This window comes from Pontibacillus sp. ALD_SL1 (genome assembly GCF_017355605.1).
The window spans coordinates 3,351,117-3,371,041 of sequence record NZ_CP062974.1; the positions used below are offsets into that span (position 1 = coordinate 3,351,117).

A 19,925-nucleotide genomic window follows, 5' to 3' on the forward strand; every position below is an offset into this window, starting at 1 on the left:
CTGCGCTCCCTATTGTATACTACATGTGCTTTATATCCGCACTGCCAGTTAGTTTGTTATATGGGTTAAAAGGTAGGAACAATTTGAAAAACAGCTGTATGCAATGCGGAAGTCAATGGGCTCCGAAATAAGCACGAGGACAGAAGTGATGCTTACTAAATACACAGGTATATCGTCCATTAGTATTATTCTTCAAATCAACAAAAAGCAGCAAAGCACTCCGCTGAGTGCTTTGCTGCTTTAACCTTTATATCTCTGGATAAACGGGACAATTCACTTGATCCTCTATCCCATGCGTTTTCCCTATTCGCAGGAAGAATCAATCAGCAATAAAGAAATCCATTTTCACGTTTTCCTTCAATACCTTTCCATTCTCCCCTTTGATATCTTTGATCCATAGCGTGTAATTTTCGCCTTTGTTATAGGATTCTATGGCTTTCATAGAAATTTTACTAGAATCTCTGGAACGATCAATAATATAGAGAGCCGAAATAATCTCCCCGTGCTCATTTGTAATAAACATGTTCTTGTCTGTTATTGTCGAGATGTCTATAGGGATATTATATTCAACTGCCCACACTTTTTCAGGGCTAACATTGTACTGAGAGTTCCAGACCTTAAACTCTTCAGCGTTGTCCGGAACAGAGCTTGTCACCGTTACTTTTGTTTCAAATTCTATACCTTGATAATTCCCCGTTATAATAGCTTCCCCTTGACTTCTTGTATGAATTTTACCTTCATCAACAAAAGCCACGTTATAGTTGGAAGTTTCCCATTGCACGTTTTCTGAAGGAATCATTACTTCTTCCCCACCACTATGCCCTGTAAGCTGTAGCTCGTATGAATCATTTAATGTAAGAGGAGGAACAGGGGTAACTTCAATCTGATCAAGATGCTGAATGTTGTTTAATTCAGATGAATCCAAAAAATATAAGGTGTCGTAATCATACCCGACTATTTTTTCGTTGTCAGGAGTGAAGTATAGTGAATCTACACCTCTAGCTGAAGAAATTAACTCACCTGTACTATAATCAAAGATAAAGATATCCGATCCTAAGTTTGCCGTATTCTTGTCGCCAATCATAGCAAAGAAACGACCTTCATTACTTAGAGCAAAATGCTTCTCTAAGGAGTTCCCATAGATTGCTTCAAAAGAAGGAGCCTCTTTCAATTTGTTGTAATCTCCTTCCACATCAAAGATAAATGGATTATAGTCAGTAACCGAAGCAATCAACTGAGTCTGATTTGGAGTATAGGATACTTGTACATCATAACCATACTGTAATGATTCAAGATCATAAATTGTTTTAACATGTTCACTTGTTTCCGTATTTCTAATATGTATTGTTTTATTCTTAGTAGCAACGGCCAACTCATTATCTTTTGAGTTAATTGCTAAGGAATTAATATGAGAGTCGAATTTCATTGTATTTACTTTTTTTCCCGTTTGTACATCCCAAAAGTACAGTGTTTCCCTTGAGGTAGTGAGAATCGTTTCATTGGATAAGAACTTTATTTTTCCTACAGAAAGTTCAGAGCCTACGTTCATAATGATCTCTTTTGAATTTTCATCCCATAGATCTACCCCATCTTTATACGAATAACGGGAAGCGATCATTGACCCATCCGGACTATAGATGACCTCTTTTGCAGTTCCCCCTGCATCAACCTCATCTACTAATTGAGCTGTAGTTGTGTCATAAAACTTTATTGCATCACCATTTATTCCAACTACTGCCGTATTCCCATCTGGTGATAAATCCATCGAGTATATAGCATTTTCCATTTCGACTGCACTCCACACAGGAATCGTTACATTTTCAGACTGAGCAGAGACAGTTTGGTTTCCTAGTAAAAATAGTAATACGACTCCAATAAAAGCTTTCAAAATTCGATTTAAATACAAGTCACATTTCCCCTTTATAATCTTTTATACTGAGAATAAATAAATATCCTTTCAAAGATTCATATACGTTAAGCATAGATTTATACAAACTTACCGATACTCACTTCCTCCACCCCAAATAGATCTACCTCCAGTATGACCAGTCTGCTCATGAACTTCTTCATCAACGAGCTGGACTACTCCAGGCTGCTCGTGGTGATGCCATGTGTATCCTTCCGGGGTTTGTCCCTGGGCGAGAACCTGAACGTTCGATTGGCTTAAATTTAAATCCTGAGCTAACCCAGGATTATCTTGTATGGCTTGTAACAGTGTCTCGTTAGCAATATCAAAATGAACATCATCACTTGCTAAGTACAGCTCTTCTTTAATAATGACTTCAAAATCTGATTCAAATACTGGAAATGTCCCTTCGACCCATTCTCCATTCGATAGTTGAACCTCATGTTGAGCAAATGGCACACCTGTTTCTGGATGATCTGCACCAATAAGCGCATCATTCCTTGTATCTAACTCTTGTGCTTCAAGTGCATCTGGCCCGTCCACAAAATCAACAACTCCAATAGCCAAGCTGGATACTGCAACCACTTTACCTACATTCTTCAGACCTTCGGCAGATTGCTCCCAATTCCCGCTCCTCATTCCTTTATATGCAGTCCCTACGTTTTGTGCTGTATATTTTGCCGCAGTACTGACTCCTTTAATCGTTCTTCCAGATGAATCCTTTAAATCATGCCAACCTCTTTGTTTGTAATATTCATCTTTCTTAACTACACCATAAGTCCCTTGAACAGCACCATCAATAAACTGACCAGCATTGTCCAACGCTGTTTTAGATGCTGTTTCAACACTACCACCAACGTCTTCCATCCACTCACCAGTTCGTTTCCACTTTGTACCGACAGCTTTACCGGCGACCTTAGCAGCTCCACCAATTACGCCACCACCAACTGTCCCAACACCCTTTCCTACTTTACGAAATACATCCAATCCCTTTCTCCCCTTGTAACTCCAGTCTAGAATTCCCTTTACCATTTTAAAGTTTACGTTCGGATACCTTTTGTTTTGACAGATTGCATTACAGTAATCTATGAAAACTTTTCGAGAGTTCGTCCACCTCCCTCTCTATATTAAAAGTATTTCTCAGCCAAACATCAAACTAATGAGTCTTATGTACCATAACCTATGGATTATTTTAGCATACTTCCCCATATTTTCATGCCAGTTTTTCAACTTTATAGAAATAAATACAAAATATGATAGTGTTATCGCTGCATTTGAAGACTTACTTCATGAAACGAATTAAGGCCGGAAGCATGTCGACTTCCAGCCTCTAACTAACCATATTCCTTAATCAAATTCTTCTACCGTCACACCACTTATCCATATTTCCTCTTTGGTGTCAGAGTGTATGACCATGTACCAGGTAACACCGTTATCGGCTGTTGAAGTGTCGAAGTAGTACATTTCTATCCCTTCATCGGCTACATAGGCGATATTTTTTCCTGAGTTATTTGCCGGGATCTCCGGAGAATAACGCAAGTTGGCTTGAGCTGTGATTACACGTATCGTCCCCAGGGGATCTCTCTCTTTGTCAGAGGCCACGTCTGCCTCATCTTCATCGTTGAAAATAGAAGAGCTTTTATAAGCCTCTACACGTCCAGTCATATTACTTGCCTGTTCATTGTAGAAGGACCATCCCTTATTAGCTTGAGCTTTAAGATCATCCTTAAAGAGGAAGCCAGGTATAAGGATAACAAGAGCAGTAAGTATAACAGCAATTGCACTCACTTTATTATCTTTTGTGAACTTCAGAGTAAATCCTCCTTTCTATGAACTGACTTTTATATCTTTATCTGCTTGACTTAATAACCATAAGATTGGTTTGTCCGCGCTCGTCAGTTCATTACTATTAATAGCGGAACTCGCGAAGAAACGATAGTTCGAGAACTTGTCATCAATTTTTCTCAAGAAGTTATTCATCCCGGCATCCTTGAGCATGTTATAGCATAATTGGTGAATGGCTCCATCGATAGTCTTTAAAGAAGGATTTGCAGAAAGTAACTCTCCGGCTGCTTTTTCTCCTATTTTTTCTTTTAGATTGTAGGCATCCACTTTGTTAATAACAAATGCAACAGGCTGATGAATCTTCTTGTGAGGCTTAATGCCATAACGCTCACTGAAGTAAACCATTAACCGATCAAGAATCTCCTCTGATGGTGCATCACTTGGCTTGATTTGGTTATAGTAATTCTGTTCCTTTTGATATTGTTTTGCAATGTCTATAATAGAGAATGGGTCAATAATAAATACGTTTCCATGATTATTCTCATAGTAATCATGCTGCTTTAAACTATTTAATTCATTAAATGATTCTCCTGCTGGATCGTACAAATATACCATTTTATCCGTTACCCATTTTTGATGGGAGATAAAGAAATTAAAGGCTGTTAATGGCCCATTAGTGGTTTTAGATGGCAACATCCCTCTACCTAAATTAGAAGAAACAGAATCGAAGTTTCGCTTCTCACGATCATTCAAAAAACGGATGCCCCAACTTTGTCTTGGAGCCACCCCATCCATGATCTCTTTTGTAGCAGAAATCATAAAGCATGTTTTCCCTACTGAAGGACCTCCAATGATTGGGATCGAGATTGGCGTAGACTCTCGACTTTGTTGGCCGGCGTTACACCCGGAACACTTTGCTTCCATATTTGCTCTTCCATTAAAAAAAGCAGTAGGCAGTTTCTCTCCACATGTACACGTTCTCTTAAAAATTCCATACGCACTTGGTACAAGCAATGTGTGTTCCCTTGAGCAACCACTACACACATAGCTGGGTAACTCTGATGTATGGTGACAATTAGGGCATAACGTTTTAACCTTGTTCCACTTCCTATACCCTTTATCCATGCTCCATACAGCGAACTGCACTGTATAGATTGGTAAAGCAAATAGCCCAACTAGAGCCAAATGGACAATAGAAGCGAGGATTATGAGGGTGCTCCCCACGATAAAAGCCACACCGCTTGCAGGAAACCAGAAAAAGGCCGAGTACACCAAGGGAATCCAACCATAATAGGTTGTGTGGTTTTTAACATTCCGAGTAAATAATCCAGCCATATCGATCTGCTCTTCTAAGCTTTTCAATAATGACGCTTTCCAATCATAGAATGCCTTATAAGTTAAATAGCTCTTCTTGGCTGGTTGTATGTTGCTATGGTGATGAGACCCTTCTTTCTCAATCTCGCGCCATACCTGCCGAACATACACTTTAAAAGTACGAAACACAGCATAAATACTTCCGAAGATAACCATATAAACACTTACTACAGGGAAAATAGCGACTCCTACAATGGATAAAAAGCGACTCTTTTTGTGTGGTTCATAAACGAATGTGACGGCTAGACTCAAAAGAAACCCTATTGAAACATAGACCCACCAGTACTGAGACACGAGGTATCCAATACCTTCAGAACTGTAAGTGAACACTACGATATCATTAAGGAACTGAGTAGAAAAAACATTCTTCCACCCGTCCATATACTGGATGAAACTAAATAGAAAGCCTATCCAAAAACTAAAGAGTAATCCAGTTAAAAATTCAATTGTAGGCTTTAAGGAAAAAGCAACAACTGCAGCCAAAATTAGCCCTACAACGTTTTCAGTTATTTGAAGATTCCCTAGCGGCCAAAGTGTGATGCCTGCTAATGTAGCATAGAAGGTCCAAAAACTCGTTTGGCCGAGCGTCACTGCGTTATTCTTATAGCCCTTCCAGTGCTCCTTTAGGATTATGACCGAGGGAACGACCACTCCTATAATTACATTAAACAGAAGTGGTTCGAACTTAAACTGCCAAACCGCAAGCGCAAATACAATGATGATGACATCTAAGATTAAAATAGTACGATGGTTTAATAGTTTCTTCATGGACTTCATGGCCTCTCCTCCCTTCATGCATTACATTTTTATTATTTAAAACGGTTTTTAATTTTTGAAAGCAATGAACGTTTCTTCTCTGATGCACCAGATTGAATGACACCCCATTTGCTTTGGAACGTCTCACTCTTCTTATATTTAGGATGCTTAAGGATATACTCATTCGCTTTCCTGAATTCACTCTTGTTTTGCTGAAAGAATCCAATTAGGTCTTGATCTAGCTTCTGATACAACTCTTCCCTCGACTCAACTCTTCTTTTTGAGAAATAATGAAGTAGGAAGGTATGAATTGTTGCCATTTTCGCGTTTTTAGAAAGTTTAATATGACCTGAAAGAGACTCAAAAAATATGTCAATTCTCTCAGGTATGCAAACCTTTTCCAACACACCAAAACGATTGGCCTCCGTCATTTCCCGCTCAAAATAAAGGGGGAGACTCCAATCCAAATAACTCTTATATCTTTCTACTGACAAATCATTCAGTATTTTTATGAATGATTCATCCAGTGCATGGGCTTCAATTACACCCTTCTCACTTATGGCTGAAGTTGCACTAATTAAACGAATCGTGATCAAGTTTGCTTTCAGTTGGCGATCATAGTTGATTTGTTTAACGAGTGTGGCTACCTTCTCTTGTTTTTCATTTATCCCTGTAAAACGGAGCGAATTATCATATACTTCTATAGCATTTCGTAGCTCTTTTTCCCCAACCTTCGTGTCATATCTACTCATAAAGAATTGAACAAGCTGTTCTTGAGGTGAAGTACTATGTAACACTTGCTTTAACACATGATTAACTAGCTTTTTGTAATCATTATTTAGGACTTGTATTCTTGTAAATAGATTCTTATATGAATCTTCCAAAAGTTGAACTGGATGATTTGACGCCTCCAAGTTGTGGTATATGCCATTTAGAATAAGTGGCTTTCCGTTTTCTTCCCGTGCAAGAATCTCTATCGGACGCACAGAGGCTTGCACGTCTTTATGTAGAATAAGTAGAAACTCATGAAAAGCGTGTTCGATCTCTTTTTTATAAGCCGTGTTGTTATGTATACAATCTGTGTAATATTTAGAAACTGTATGAACAAACAGGCTAGGAAGAGCGTACATCTTCTGTAACACAGCTACTTTATTTGTGGATTGATTCTTAGATGATAATAAGAACAGCATATAAACCATTTGTTTTTGAGGAAGCTCCATAGATTCCCAATCTCTTCTGAGTACCAGAAGATGATCCAAAATCTGATTAAGATAGAACGCAATTTTGCTTTCGTTAGGCTCTGTCTTTAAATAATTAATTAGCTCGGAAATACGGTCATGAAGAACAATAGCTTCTGAGAAGCTAGTTGAGCGTCCCAACCTGCTATTTATATCTTGATAGTAGTGGCGGGCTTTTTGAATATCGTCGGGTTTATGGGCATCTACAAGGGCTTGGTCTAATGTAGTCAGAACAAACGCATAAACTGCATACATATGCTCGGATTGTTTCGTTTTCTGTGCTCCTTCTAGCAAAAATAAGGCTATTGAATGGGCTTGATTCAACGACAACTCAAGAACATCGCTTTTCAAGTGATCTTCATTAAACCAATACTGACTCAGTTTATCTAAAACTTGAGCAAACAATTGCTCATCACCATGTTCTCGTACAAAATCCATAGCTTGAACGAGCTCATCTTTCTGTAAGTCTGATATGCCTCTTTCCATTAAGCGCAATACTGGTACTGCCGCATTTAACCTGGAGTCTAAAGTCGTAACCCCACTCTGGTTTAACAATTCAAATAGAGCATGGAGCGATTTACCTCGTCTTATGTTGTCAGCCACATACGTTGCATAGGGGGCATCGTTATCCATAAGCAGTACATTGCTATTCTCAAAATCAAAAAGATAATAAGGGTGTTGAGACGCCGGTCCTGTCGAAAAGCGCGTACCCGACTCCCATGTAGAATTTAAGAGGGCTGGATTCTTATCAGGATTATGAGTATAGGTTGTTAGTGTAACGTGGTGTGCTAGCTTAAGCGGAAGGGCATAATGAATGGCCGCAAACCAAAAAGGCAACGTTTCTGGTTCATCCATAATCATGAACCTTTTCCTTGCCTCTGGATTCGTTACTAATGAGCTTATCATCGCTCTAAAATGCGTCATTCGATCTCCTTCTTTTAGAAACTGAGCAACACGCGAGAAAGAGAGATCGGGATTCTTCGGCAGGTCCTGTAGAGTCGGCAAGGTTTCCGGAGTTTGTTCACTATGTTCCTCATCTGTCGTCAGCTTCTCTTTAAATATAGGAGACTGATAGTAGGCCATCGGATAATCAGGCAATGAAGCTCCATCGAAGACCAGTACATGAGAGAAATAATTCCCATACCTTTCAGAGTAGTCTTTACCTACATATGTGGATTGGAACACGCCATATCGACCTGTGCTGAGCTTAAAGAATGTAAAAGACTTTGGGAACTGCCCCTCTATTTCTTCTGGGGTAGGTTGAGATGGCAACGTACTTGGAGGAACATAACCGACTAGATTTTTTATTTCTGAAACCTCTGATGAGGAGATTCCTTCAGACATGTTATAAGCCTGAAAGCCAGATCCATTTCCGATACCTCGTTTGGCTGATGTATAATACAGCTGTTCAATCTTCATCGATTCCCTCACTTTCTATTCACGCCTTTGATAATTTGATTCTTATACAATAACCATAAGAACGGGTCCTCGACTCGATAAGGATTTAACTCGCTAAATCCTGGACCATTTCTAGGATCGTGTCCTAATGCAGACAACCCAAAATAAGCAAATTCTTTATAATTGTGCTTGAGCAGGTTAGGAATGTTTCCTTTTGTCCATTCTTGAACAAGCCCTTCCATTTCACGATTCACATTTTCAAAGTCTACAAGATCAAAACCATTCGTTTCTGTATGTTGACCTTTTTGATTCAATTGACTAGAAGGATCTAACAGTGGCTGAATGGCATCAATTTTTGAGAAGCTTAAAGCCATCGGGATTGATATCTTCTTACTAACCTTGATATTCAACATATTCCGAATCATGTTCGTGGTACGTGATAGGATATCGTTTACATCTCCATTTGGATTATCCTGAGGCAGTGTAACGTTTAACTTATTCTCTTGAATTTCTTCACGCACAGACTCAAGCTGCGTAGGATCTAATAAACAAATAACACCAGCAGAGTTGGATATATAGCGGTTATGCTTCAGCATATTGGTTTCGTTATGTAAATCTTCCCCCGCTGTGTCAAAGAAGGCTAACGTAATGACTTTCTTCCCTCGTACTCCACCATCAATGGACAATGTATACAAAAGTGGACGTTTTACGTCTTCATTCGAATTAGCTGAATCCGTAACGTTCAAGGTCCGCTTCTCTCTAAAAAGAGGGTTATAGAAACTTTCTTTATACCGACGGATCGTCTCATCATTCTCCGGTTGTAAGAAACAGTTGTATGTGTTGCCAATTTCATTATTTATGCGTTCAATTAGCATGGCAATATAATGACTCTTCCCCGTCTCTTTCCCACCAATAACCGCAAAAATATAGTCTTCATAATCTGCGATTGAAGACGGAAGTGCAGAATGACAAGTCGGACATATTCGAATTCGTGTTGACGGGTTCGTGTCGCACTCCATGCAATTTGTGGAGCTTGGCATAGTTGGTTTAATCATAGCCATGCCTGACTTTTCTGGTGTAGGAAGAACCTTTTGTTCAATCGGGGCTGTATGATACCCCCAGTAATCTCCATACACTTCGTCCTGCTCCCGATGATTCTCGTTCGAACATCGGAATTTCACTTCATGGATTTTATGCTTTGTGAAGCAGTATGGACAAATATACTTTCTTTTTAATAATGCCACTCGATTTCCTCCTTTGAGTTGAGTAGGAGCTGCCAACGATTAAAAGCTTCTATTTACGTAGCCAACTCCTTTTTATGAAAGTTGATGGGTGGTTCCAGGCTCTGAAACAATTCTAAAGTTTTGAGCGTCTTCTTTTGATTCAAAGAAGAGCTTGGCATAACAATCGTCTTCTATGTACTCAGTTAGGTTCTCAATAATATATTCGCCATCATGTTCTTGAGTACTTTCGATCAATTGAATGGCTTCACCGTCCGTTACACGATTAGGTGTACGACCTTTCTGTTTCACTAATTTAAGATTTGGTATGCCAAACTCCGGAACCTTGATTTTCAGTTGAGCTTCCTTCTTAAAGAGCATCTTTCTTTGAACGGAGAGCGAGTACCTAATTTCCATTGGCTCCCTTTCTGTGAACAAGAAAGTCTTTGGTTTTGAGAAGATCTTTTCCCCATTAATCTCTTCCGTTACATAAATGGTGACAAAAACATCTTCGCCCTCACTAAAGGAATCTAATTTATAACCGCCGAAATTCTCATAAGAAAACTTGGAGCATTCTCGCTCTTCAGCATTAGGATCCTGGAATCCAATAGGACTGTACCTGATCGTTACCTTTTGCGATTCCTCTGGCCATTGCCACTTTAGAATAAGCTCACCTTGAACCCGCTTTCCGGTTAATTGTGATACCGGCTGGATTGATTTTAATTCAACCGATTCTCCAACAAGGGCGTAGTCACCGATGACCCGAACAGGAAGAATATACAGAATGCCGCTAAAGTCACGTTCTTTCATAGCCGTTACCGATGATAGATTACGAATGACTTGACCATTTGCTTCACGTTCAAGAGAAGCATAAGGCCAGCACTCCTTTTCCTGATACGTATCAAACGGGATTTCAGAATAAAGCAGAGCCACTTCCCCTGTTTCTTCGCTACTTTGAGTCCAGTTAAAGTAAAACTGTTCCTTCTCTTCTGTTACGGAGATGGGATGTACTGTGTCTGTTGAATAAATGGTTTTTAATGTGGAACCATTTGAAAAGAATGGCATACCTTGATCATCCGCATATTGCACGAAGACTACGTAGCCGTACTCCTTTTCTAATTCAACGTTTTTATCTAATACGCCATTTTGTTTAACAGCACTTAATTTAGTACCATCTCCTCTTTCTTTTGGTAGTCCCCCTTCTTTACGCCAAACTTCGATTCTTGTCCTGCCTGGTGACTTCCATGACAATTGAATCCCTTCATCTGTCATTACTGCTCGCAATTGGTCCACTTCAGAAGTTTTCGTAAGGGGGCCCACAATAGAACTTTTATCAGAAACCTTATTGCCCCGAAGAGTGTGGAGATAATAACGATATCCCTTCCCAGCTTCCGCCTTTTTGTCGTGAAACACATTGTTCGTAGTTGAGGTAACCTTCTCGGCAGGTGAACTCCCTTCCTGACGATACACTTCAAATGTGACAGTATCTTTCGTATAAGGAGAGATCCACTCTAATTTGATTGCATCGTTTGTGAGCCCAGAACGAATTTGACTTGGAGGTTCTGGCGGAAACTTGCTTAATTCCGTATGAGCAGCAGTAAAATCAGCACATTCATCAAGCGCAGCGAACAGAAAGGAAATCTTGTCCTTATCCTTATCAGCTGCCTTTGCTTTTTGAAGATAAGCTTCTGCACTATTAAGCTGTCTCTGGATCGTGCGCTCAAAGTTTGTTAGATCGTCATGCATAGGGGATAGTTTTTTTAGTACATTCAATTCACGCTCAGCTGTGAAAAAGTTGCCATCATCAATTGCTACCTTCACTTTATTCTCTTGCTTTTCAATCATGCCAAGATTATGGGAGATCTCATTTGAAATGGGTTGAATTCTTTCATGCCCTTTCCAATAGAAAGAAGCCTTACCCACCATCTCTTGTGCGTTGGCATAATCTTTCTTGAGTATGGACCATTCTGCATCTTTCAGATATTTCTCTTGATAATACATGCTCAAAAAAGAGAATCCACAGTTTGAACAATGCTGGCTAGAAGAAGACGAAACGGTTTGGCATTTATTACAATGTACCTGCAAAGTTTGCCCACACCCAGTACAGGTAGAGCCTTTCGCTTTATTAACGAGCCCGCAGTACCCACACTGTTCCACCTCAAGAGTTGGCTTCTGTTTTGGTTGCTTCGACTGAATCGATATCTGTTCTTCCTCACAGAATTCTTTTAGTCTAAGCTCTGCATCAGCTGAGGTCAGTCCCTCATTCATCGCTTGGACCTTCAATTCTTCAAATGTGCTTTTTTCAATCTCACCTGAACTTCCGGCAATTTTTATGTATTCATGAATACGTTCAAACCGACTAATGCGTAAAGATTCATCGTATTTTAGTCTAGTCTCTTGATCTTTGAAAACAGTCAGAGCATGGGATAGCGCATTTCTCTTCATATCAAGTTGTGGTGATATCTTCCCCATACTCATGATCGTTTTATATTCGGCATTCGCTTTATCGTATAGTTCTTTCTCCCCCGTAGCATCAGAGAGCTCAAGCAAATCATATAAACTTTTGGTTTGCCCAATTTTAGGTTCTTCAACAAGATCTGTAAGAAGTTCAGCTATCAATTTCATCTTTTCTTTCGTAAGAGAAGGCCTTGCACTAGCTGATTGGTTCTTTCGTTTAGAATTCTCTTGATCTTTTTTGATTGGAACATTAACTACATTTGATAGGATGTCATCCTCAGAAAATTTTAAGTCCTTTTGAATCTGCTCGACTTCACTTTCTAGGATAAAACCTTTCGTAGAAAGAATTAGAATGGCCCGGTCTAACTTCTCTTTTCTTGCCTTCTCTTCTTGTACTCTTTGTTTCTCTTTAAATTCTTTCGCAGCACGAGCTTCATCTTGTCTAAAATTATAATCCTTAAGATCAACCTCCATCTCTTTAAATAATTTAAGGTTCTCTTGCGCTTGAGCTTTGTACTTAGCGTTTGATAGTTTCTTTGTCCATGAGGACCGTTTTTTCTGTATGGCTTTCTTAATCACGTCGTAATCGTGCGTAGGTGGGTCATACGGTAGTTCTAGTAGAAGGTAATAGTTTTGCTTTTCCATTTTGTTTAACCGCTCACCTCTTTCCATCGTTTTAAAGATCTTTCATAAGAAGCACCAGTGTGCAGAGACGATCTTTCTACACGACTGGTACTTTCTTTTACTTATTTAAAGAATTGCAAAGCCCCTTTCCCACTCTGGGATTTAGGGCTTTCAGTTAAGACTTGCGCAATCTTTGAGAAGGAGCTGACGATTTGTGTGAGATCTGTGGCCAAAGCATTCTCATCGGTTGTTGCAATCTGCTTTAAGAAGTTCTTGTCAACAGAGCCGAAACCAATGGCAATAACCTCAATATCCTCAAAATGGCACTGCCCAGCTAAATGAACAGCCTCATACTGTTTCGCCCATAATCCATCTGTTAACACAATAAGGAACTTCCGACCCGTTTGTTTCTTCAATAAATGGAGAGCTTCCGTGAAAGGCTCTCCTTTATTTGAATAGCCTAGCTTTCCGTTTATAAATAAAGGTGTGAGTGCGTCAATTCCGTTCATGAGTTTTCTGTAGTCACTAATAAGGGGAAGGGTCACTCTTGCAGTGTCTGCAAACCCCATAACCCCAACGGATGAGTGTTCTAAAGACATTTCTTTCACGAATTCTTTAGCTGCTTTCTGTGCTTCTAGTAATGGATCACCTGCCATGCTGTAAGACAGGTCAATCGCCATCATCACTGACGTTGGTTCAACAACCACTTCCTCTTCCTGCACCGGTTCCTCATCAAGCCACGCTAAGTCTTCTGGGACAGACTCAATACGTACAGGAAGATCGTTACCTGTACTCTCATCTGTGGCGGTCACCTGAACAATTCCATTTGCATCATAAGAATAAGCCACATGAATGATGGCTTGATCATGTTGAACATGAGTAATATCCGAGATGACATATTTTCCTAAAACATCACATTCAAGGGGCTGTTCACTTTCGCCTTGTGTGACATACACCTCAAGAGTATTCGGGGATGCAGCAGACGTTTGAATTCGATAAGGTCTCGTTTTCGTAGCCGGAATGGGCGTGTTTTTGTGAATAATCGTTGAATTTATGTACCGGCTGTGGTCATCGTTAATGGCAACCATTCCTAGACTGTGACTCATTACGTCTTGGACTTTCTTTACAGATCCAATAGCAAAAGCTGGTTTGGATTTCTTTTTTGCAGATTGATCTACTGCAGCTTGGATTGCTGCTCCGCAGGCTACGACTTCATCCACATTAATACTTGCTTTTGGTCTTTTGCCAGTTCGCTCTTCAAGAAAATCAGCAACCATTGGCATTCTTGTAGAACCTCCGACAAGAATGACTTCATCAACCTCATACCAGTTCACTTTTGCATTTAGCATGACTTGATTGGCTAAGTTCCACGTTCGTTCTAACAAATGCTGTGTAACATCCTCAAAGATGTCTTTTGTGATTTCATATTGTCCAACATGTCCGTCATAGACTACTTTAACGACAGCCCGATCTAGAGATGTAAGCTTTTTCTTCGCTTTTTCGCTACTGACCAAAATAGAATGAAAGGCATCATCATCTTCCATTGGGTCCACCCCAAATTGTTCTTGAAACTGTTCAGAAAGGTAGATGGCCAGACAATCATCCCAATCTTTCCCGCCTAGTGCGTGGTCACCATCTGTCGCCATAACGTCAATCGTAGCACTTGTGACTGAAGCGAGTGTGACGTCAAACGTTCCTCCTCCGAGGTCATAGACAAGGACCTTGCCTGTGTTTTTCCGGTCCATTCCATAGGCAATTGCCGCAGCTGTCGGTTCATTAATAATCCTCAGTACATTCAAACCTGCTTGTTCTCCTGCTTTCACCGTAGCTTCACGCTGGCTGTTATTGAAATATGCTGGAACGGTAATAACAGCATCTTTTACAGGGCCACCAAGAGCTTTCTCTGCATCTTGTTTCATTTTTTTCAACACAAGCGAGGAAAGAGAGATCGTGTCGTATTCTACTCCACCATAATCTAATAAGAAATCCGGATCTCCCATTGAGCGTTTAAAAAATGCCGCTACCTGCGATTCTCCGAAAGCTTGATATTCTTTCGCTAACTCACCAACAATAGGCTCATCTTCTATATAAACTACTGAAGGGGTCTGATTAGACCCCTCACTGTTTTTTAAGACGACCGGACTTCCGGATTCATCTACAATAGCCATGACTGAATATGTTGTCCCTAAGTCTATCCCTAATGTATAACTCATCACGAGCCCCCATCGCCTTTAACTTATTTGTAACGCACTACTTCTAACTTTTGCTTCTTCCACTTCTTCAAGAGTAATTATGGAAGAGGTTTCAAGTGTCGCATTCACTTGTCCGTTGTTTGTAAGTTCTACCCCTGTAACTTCTAAGCGTCCATCTTCATTTAACACAAACTTCACGCTAATTGGGGCCCCCTCTGGTAATCCATGCGGCAACTCAAGAACTGCTTCTCCTATATTTACCGCGTTATCAATCTCTACATTTTCATCAGATAGTTCATTCTCCATAACTTCTAGCAACGCTGTTTCCTGATCAGCTTCAAGCGTTCCGAAACTTTGAGTAATTACACTTGGCAAAGAATCATTTTTCTTAACGAGGTTAACGACTTTTCTTTCTCCATCTACAATCGCAATAATACCAAAGCTCTTACTTGTTACATTTTTAATGGCACGCTTGATATTGCTTTCAATTGATCCTGGTCCTATAGCAGGAGCAATATTCGCAAGCTCGTCTATAGCCTGCTCTTCTGCTTTGGCGGTATCTTCACTTGAACCTCCGCCCGTGCTTTCGTTAATTTCTTGCGCTCTTGTTTTGACCCAGTCCTGCAGAGATCGTTGCATGCCATATAATGCAGCGCCCTTCGCTACCGACTCATCCGGGTCAAAAACGGTTAATTGAACATTAAATTCTTGAGTTAGACGTGCTTCAATTTGAGGCATACGAGTAGAACCACCGACTAGAATAATTTCATCTACCTGGTCAGCGCCTTCTCCCTTTTTCTTCGCTTCTTCTAACATGAGGTTCGTCAGTTCGATGGTACGTTGAAGCAAATGCTCAGTAATCTCTTCAAACTTCTCTCTAGTTAGCTCAACACGAACACTTTCAGCTCCGTGATTGAAGCGGATTGGTGCTTTATTGCGTGAAGATAATGTCTTCTTAGCAGACTCAGCACTTAGTTGTAGCTGTTGAGCTGTTTCTTCATCTTCTAAAATATCTTCATCAGAACCTGTTTGTTCTTTATATTGATCAACTAAGTAAGAGATGATCGCATCATCCCAATCTTTCCCTCCAAGGTTATGGTCTCCACCAGTAACAACTACTTCAATTGACTCTTGTGAAATGTCAATTAAGGTAACGTCAAATGTTCCTCCGCCAAGGTCATATACAAGTACTTTCTTATCGTCTTCTTTCGTCATTCCGTATGCCACTGCCGCTGCTGTCGGCTCTGGTATTAATCCAATTACGTTAAGTCCTGCTATTTCACCGGCACGCTTTGTAGCTTCGCGCTCATTCACACCAAAGTATGCAGGTACGGTAATAACCACATCTTCAATATCTTCGCCCGTGCTCTCAGCAGCATCCTGAACAAGCTTCCTCAACACATAAGCAGACACCTCTTCAGGGCGATAATTCTCATCTCCATGATAAAATGGAATATCTGTACCCATCTGGCGTTTAATAAACGAAACAACATCGTTCGGATAAAGTTTTGAACTTTCCTTTGCTGCTGTACCTACCACAACATTCGGTTTGTCTTCTCCTATGTCTTCAAAATATACAACTGAAGGCGTAATACGTTCCCCTTCTGAGTTTGATAAGACAACCGCCTTATTGTGTTCATCCATATAGGAAATACATGAATACGTTGTGCCTAAGTCAATTCCATATACTTTTTTAATATCACTCATTGTATAGCTCCTTTGTATCTAACTTAGATATTCGAAAAATTTAAGACTATGTGTTATGAATTCTTTGGCTTTTCGTAGACAAAGACATTCACTTTTTCATTACGAAATACTTTACCGTCCCATTCGTAGCCTTTACCTACGACTTCTGCAATTTGCTTATCTTTCGTTTCATCATCGGTCTTAATGGTTTTAACAATCTGTTGCTTCTTGCTATCAAAGGTTTCACTAGTATGCGTGAAGGATTCGATCCCCTGACGATAAAGAATGTCATCAACATCTAAAACTGAATCATCTAGCGCACGCAGAAGTTTCTGTGGATTTAATTCATCTTCTTTAGAAAGGCGATCAACTTGTTTCTTTGTACGATCTGCCATCAAGATCAGATCGTTGATAACGGGTTTGATAATATCTTTAATTTGATCTTCTTTGTATGTCTGTAATTCTCTATGTAAGCTATCAATTACTTTTTCTTTGCTCTCATCTTGTTTAACCTTAGATGTGAATTCTCTACTTAAACCTTCAAACTGCTTCTCAAGCTTAGTGAAGCCTTCATAGACCATCTGCGTTAAATCTTCTGCGCCAATTTCTCGTGTCGCGGCATGCTGCTCTGAAGGTTGTTTTAGCTCTTGAACTTCTTCCTTAAGGCTTGCTACATCTGCCTTCAAGCCTGGAATGATGCTATTTTCGAGTTTGAGCTCTTCGATGTAATCCTGGAGCTTTTGTATGCGTTCATCCTTCTCACTGTGCGTTGTAAGTTCAGAAAGGTCTTGTTGATCCAAGATCGCTTCACTCGAATCTGGTTCACTTAGATCCACATGAGTGGTAGATGAAACCTCTTCGGTCTCCGCCTTCGGATTTTCTAATTGTTCCGTTTCATAGTTATATAGACTTGGTTCATTAGATTCATTCGTCGCTTCAGTAGTAAAATTATTATGTAAGCTTGCTTCTTCAGGAGTTAGGTTTTGTTCCTGATCATATATGTTTCGTTCTCCTTCTGATTGCCTTGCATGACTAGGTACAGGCTCCCTTTCATCTCTTTCCACGGACTGTTTATTGAAAGGGTTGAATTTAAATCTTCCACCTTTTTCTTTCAAAAGTACTTCCTCCCTTAATTGTAAAGATCGAACTCATACTAAACGACTATCATTGTACTATAATACTGAAGTCTTTAGTAGGTTATAAATTACATTTCTCACACTTTATTACTAGTATTGTAAATACAGCATTTTTATTACCAATTAATTAGTTGATTGGATGAAGAAAATTAGGGAGAGTATATAACCAATAAAAAAGTAGCGAGCTCGTAAGCCCATGGGCCGCCTAAGGCCTAATTAGAATTAAGTAGAAATATAGGAATAATTCAATAAACAACTTGCATTCGACCAAAATCGTGGTACATTTTATTCTGCGACAATTAAACTACTTAAAAAATGAAGTGAGTTAACAAATGCCAAATGAGTTATATCTAAGAAAGTTGAGAGCGAGTATATGTATTATTTATGTTTACTATTGAACTGAAAATCTTTTTAAAACACACTTTTCACGTCACTTCCATTCAACATTTATTTCTGTTTGTAAGAACCAATTGCAGTGATACCAGTTCATCATTAAAAGGTTTATGCAGAATAAAGTATCTTGGTGATATACAAAAAAGAATCTTAGAAAAATTTATGTAGGAGTTTCAGTATGAAGTACATTCTAAAAACTTTTGAATTAATCATTCGTTGGACTACAATTTTATTGTTTCTTTATTTTTTGTATGTGTATATGTTTCCTGAATTAGACCTCTTCAATTATAAATCTCCAGTTACTTACATAACTTGGTTTACGTTCATCTTCGGTATTTATACGCTCTTTAAAGAGATGAAGAATGAAAGAGCTAGTGAAGAAGAGGAATTTTCATCACTCATTCATATTATGAAAGAAGACAATTTTGAAGATATTAAAGTTAGGATTTGGATTGCAGGCATATCGGTTTATATAGTTTCTTTCTTGATAATAATTTCCGTTCATTGGAAGTTGTTTGGCCTAGTTCCCGGTTTAACAAGTATAAGTGCTTTCGGTATACCTTTATATATCCCTTTCTACTTCAGTAATTCTATGTTAATTTCTAAAATTATTTTTAAATACTTTAAAGATAAAGAACTAAAAAAAGTACTGGGACGGTTATAGTGCTACCTGCATTAAACCATTTCTCTTGATCAAACATTTGAACAAGATGGAAAGATTATTAAAATGCTGATAAGTACTACTAACAAAAGGGTGTTGTTCATCTTCTTTTCCAAACAAAAATAAAGCAGGGAAGCTAAGTTATCAACTAAGCTTCCCTGCTTTGATCTGAATTCTAATGTGTAAATGGAATGCATAGGTACCGAAACTTCCCCTGTCCTCCCCTCTTGCTATTAAAACATGGTGAAAATAAGAAGGAATAATACTCCAAGCACATTCCATATTATAAGATAATTCATCCCATCAACAGCATCTTCATAAACGTGCGTAACCAAGTTCCCCGCTCTCTTATCGAACCAAAATATATAGCGACTTGCATCGATTGGAGCATACGGCATGGAAGAAGAAAAGAACTTCAACTTAGGTCTTATAGTAAGAATTAATAGAATCATAACGTAGAATGTAAGACATAAGCTGATCAAGACAAACAAGTTAGACAATATTCGATAACGTTCTGCTTGTTCAAAGAGTTGAACATAACCTCCAAAATAATCTTTGAATAAAGCGAGAATTAAAACAAGAAAACCACCCTGAATAGCGATAAGAATACTGGCTTTTTGATCTAGAATTTCAATACGACGCTCAGCATGTTCCAAAGCACTCTTAATGAACTCTATTCTCTTTTCGAAGGATGCGATGTCGATCACACTCCCAACCCCTGACTATATTTTTAATTCGAAATTTAAGTCCTACTACTAGGACTTTCTTCTTCAAAACGTAAATGACCTTCTTTTGCTAGACGCTAAACGAAACTTTATGAATCAGGGGGATAGGCACACTGTCCTTTTGCAAACCAAAGATAATAAATTCTAGGAAGCGTGGGGACAGTTCTAGTGCTTCATTCAAACCGAAAATTCACTAAAAAAAGAAGCATCGGAACCGTCCCCGTGCTTCTTACTAAAGGCGATGTAAGATCTGCATGCAGTGATGCCAGTTGGAATGTTCAAGGTTGGTCTGAAAGATTCATGGAGAACAAATTATAGGTCAGGTACATCGTCCCGTTGTCTCTCAATATCCAAAAACGAGAGCGAACTAAAAA

At 39.2% G+C, this 19,925-nt stretch carries 12 protein-coding genes; 1 reads left to right on the forward strand and 11 read right to left on the reverse strand.

All coding sequences use genetic code 11. The annotated features are described in order from the left end of the window. Positions 1–319: 319 nt before the first annotated feature. From IMZ31_RS16800 to grpE, 10 genes are all read right to left on the reverse strand, one after another. Complete coding sequence (locus tag IMZ31_RS16800) at positions 320–1,906, reverse strand: WD40 repeat domain-containing protein (protein WP_207528403.1); 1,587 nt, start codon at positions 1,904–1,906, stop codon at positions 320–322. 90 nt (positions 1,907–1,996) lie between these two features. Next, on the reverse strand, positions 1,997–2,893 hold the full coding sequence (locus tag IMZ31_RS16805; RefSeq protein WP_207528404.1) for an HNH endonuclease: 897 nt from the start codon (positions 2,891–2,893) through the stop codon (positions 1,997–1,999). A 360-nt stretch (positions 2,894–3,253) separates the two neighbouring features. Beyond that, a complete protein-coding gene (locus tag IMZ31_RS16810) occupies positions 3,254–3,694 on the reverse strand; it encodes a hypothetical protein (protein WP_207528405.1) in 441 nt (146 codons plus the stop codon). A 39-nt stretch (positions 3,695–3,733) separates the two neighbouring features. After that, on the reverse strand, positions 3,734–5,842 hold the full coding sequence (locus tag IMZ31_RS16815) for a TRAFAC clade GTPase domain-containing protein (protein ID WP_207528406.1): 2,109 nt from the start codon (positions 5,840–5,842) through the stop codon (positions 3,734–3,736). Between the two features lie 32 nt (positions 5,843–5,874). After that, positions 5,875–8,478, reverse strand: a complete 2,604-nt coding sequence (locus tag IMZ31_RS16820; RefSeq protein WP_207528407.1) for a GAP1-N2 domain-containing protein — start codon at positions 8,476–8,478, stop codon at positions 5,875–5,877. 8 nt (positions 8,479–8,486) lie between these two features. Continuing rightward, positions 8,487–9,701: a TRAFAC clade GTPase domain-containing protein gene (locus IMZ31_RS16825; protein WP_207528408.1), complete on the reverse strand. Its 1,215-nt coding sequence runs from the start codon at positions 9,699–9,701 to the stop codon at positions 8,487–8,489. 72 nt (positions 9,702–9,773) lie between these two features. Continuing rightward, a complete protein-coding gene (locus IMZ31_RS16830) occupies positions 9,774–12,779 on the reverse strand; it encodes a zinc ribbon domain-containing protein (protein ID WP_207528409.1) in 3,006 nt (1,001 codons plus the stop codon). Positions 12,780–12,880: 101 nt separating this feature from the next. Continuing rightward, positions 12,881–14,971, reverse strand: coding sequence for an Hsp70 family protein (locus IMZ31_RS16835; RefSeq protein WP_207528410.1), 2,091 nt, complete (start codon positions 14,969–14,971; stop codon positions 12,881–12,883). Positions 14,972–14,989: 18 nt separating this feature from the next. Continuing rightward, positions 14,990–16,657 carry an Hsp70 family protein gene (locus tag IMZ31_RS16840; protein ID WP_207528411.1) on the reverse strand — a complete coding sequence of 556 codons (1,668 nt, stop codon included), beginning with the start codon at positions 16,655–16,657 and terminating at the stop codon, positions 14,990–14,992. Positions 16,658–16,710: 53 nt separating this feature from the next. Further along, complete coding sequence (gene grpE / locus IMZ31_RS16845; RefSeq protein WP_207528412.1) at positions 16,711–17,751, reverse strand: nucleotide exchange factor GrpE; 1,041 nt, start codon at positions 17,749–17,751, stop codon at positions 16,711–16,713. 592 nt (positions 17,752–18,343) lie between these two features. Between grpE and IMZ31_RS16850 the strand changes: the two genes are divergently transcribed. Continuing rightward, positions 18,344–18,829 carry a hypothetical protein gene (locus IMZ31_RS16850; RefSeq protein ID WP_207528413.1) on the forward strand — a complete coding sequence of 162 codons (486 nt, stop codon included), beginning with the start codon at positions 18,344–18,346 and terminating at the stop codon, positions 18,827–18,829. Between the two features lie 230 nt (positions 18,830–19,059). On the opposite strand, the gene IMZ31_RS16855 is transcribed toward IMZ31_RS16850, so the two are convergent. Then, on the reverse strand, positions 19,060–19,533 hold the full coding sequence (locus IMZ31_RS16855; RefSeq protein ID WP_207528414.1) for a Pycsar system effector family protein: 474 nt from the start codon (positions 19,531–19,533) through the stop codon (positions 19,060–19,062). Positions 19,534–19,925: the final 392 nt, after the last annotated feature.

Excerpts from the sequence above, each read along its gene's own strand:
- IMZ31_RS16850 (WP_207528413.1), top strand. The coding sequence starts at position 18,344 with ATGAAGTACATTCTAAAAACTTTTGAATTAATCATTCGTTGGACTACA.
- IMZ31_RS16840 (WP_207528411.1), bottom strand. The coding sequence starts at position 16,657 with ATGAGTGATATTAAAAAAGTATATGGAATTGACTTAGGCACAACGTAT.
- IMZ31_RS16830 (WP_207528409.1), bottom strand. The coding sequence starts at position 12,779 with ATGGAAAAGCAAAACTATTACCTTCTACTAGAACTACCGTATGACCCA.
- IMZ31_RS16820 (WP_207528407.1), bottom strand. The coding sequence starts at position 8,478 with ATGAAGATTGAACAGCTGTATTATACATCAGCCAAACGAGGTATCGGA.
- IMZ31_RS16815 (WP_207528406.1), bottom strand. The coding sequence starts at position 5,842 with ATGAAGTCCATGAAGAAACTATTAAACCATCGTACTATTTTAATCTTA.
- IMZ31_RS16835 (WP_207528410.1), bottom strand. The coding sequence starts at position 14,971 with ATGAGTTATACATTAGGGATAGACTTAGGGACAACATATTCAGTCATG.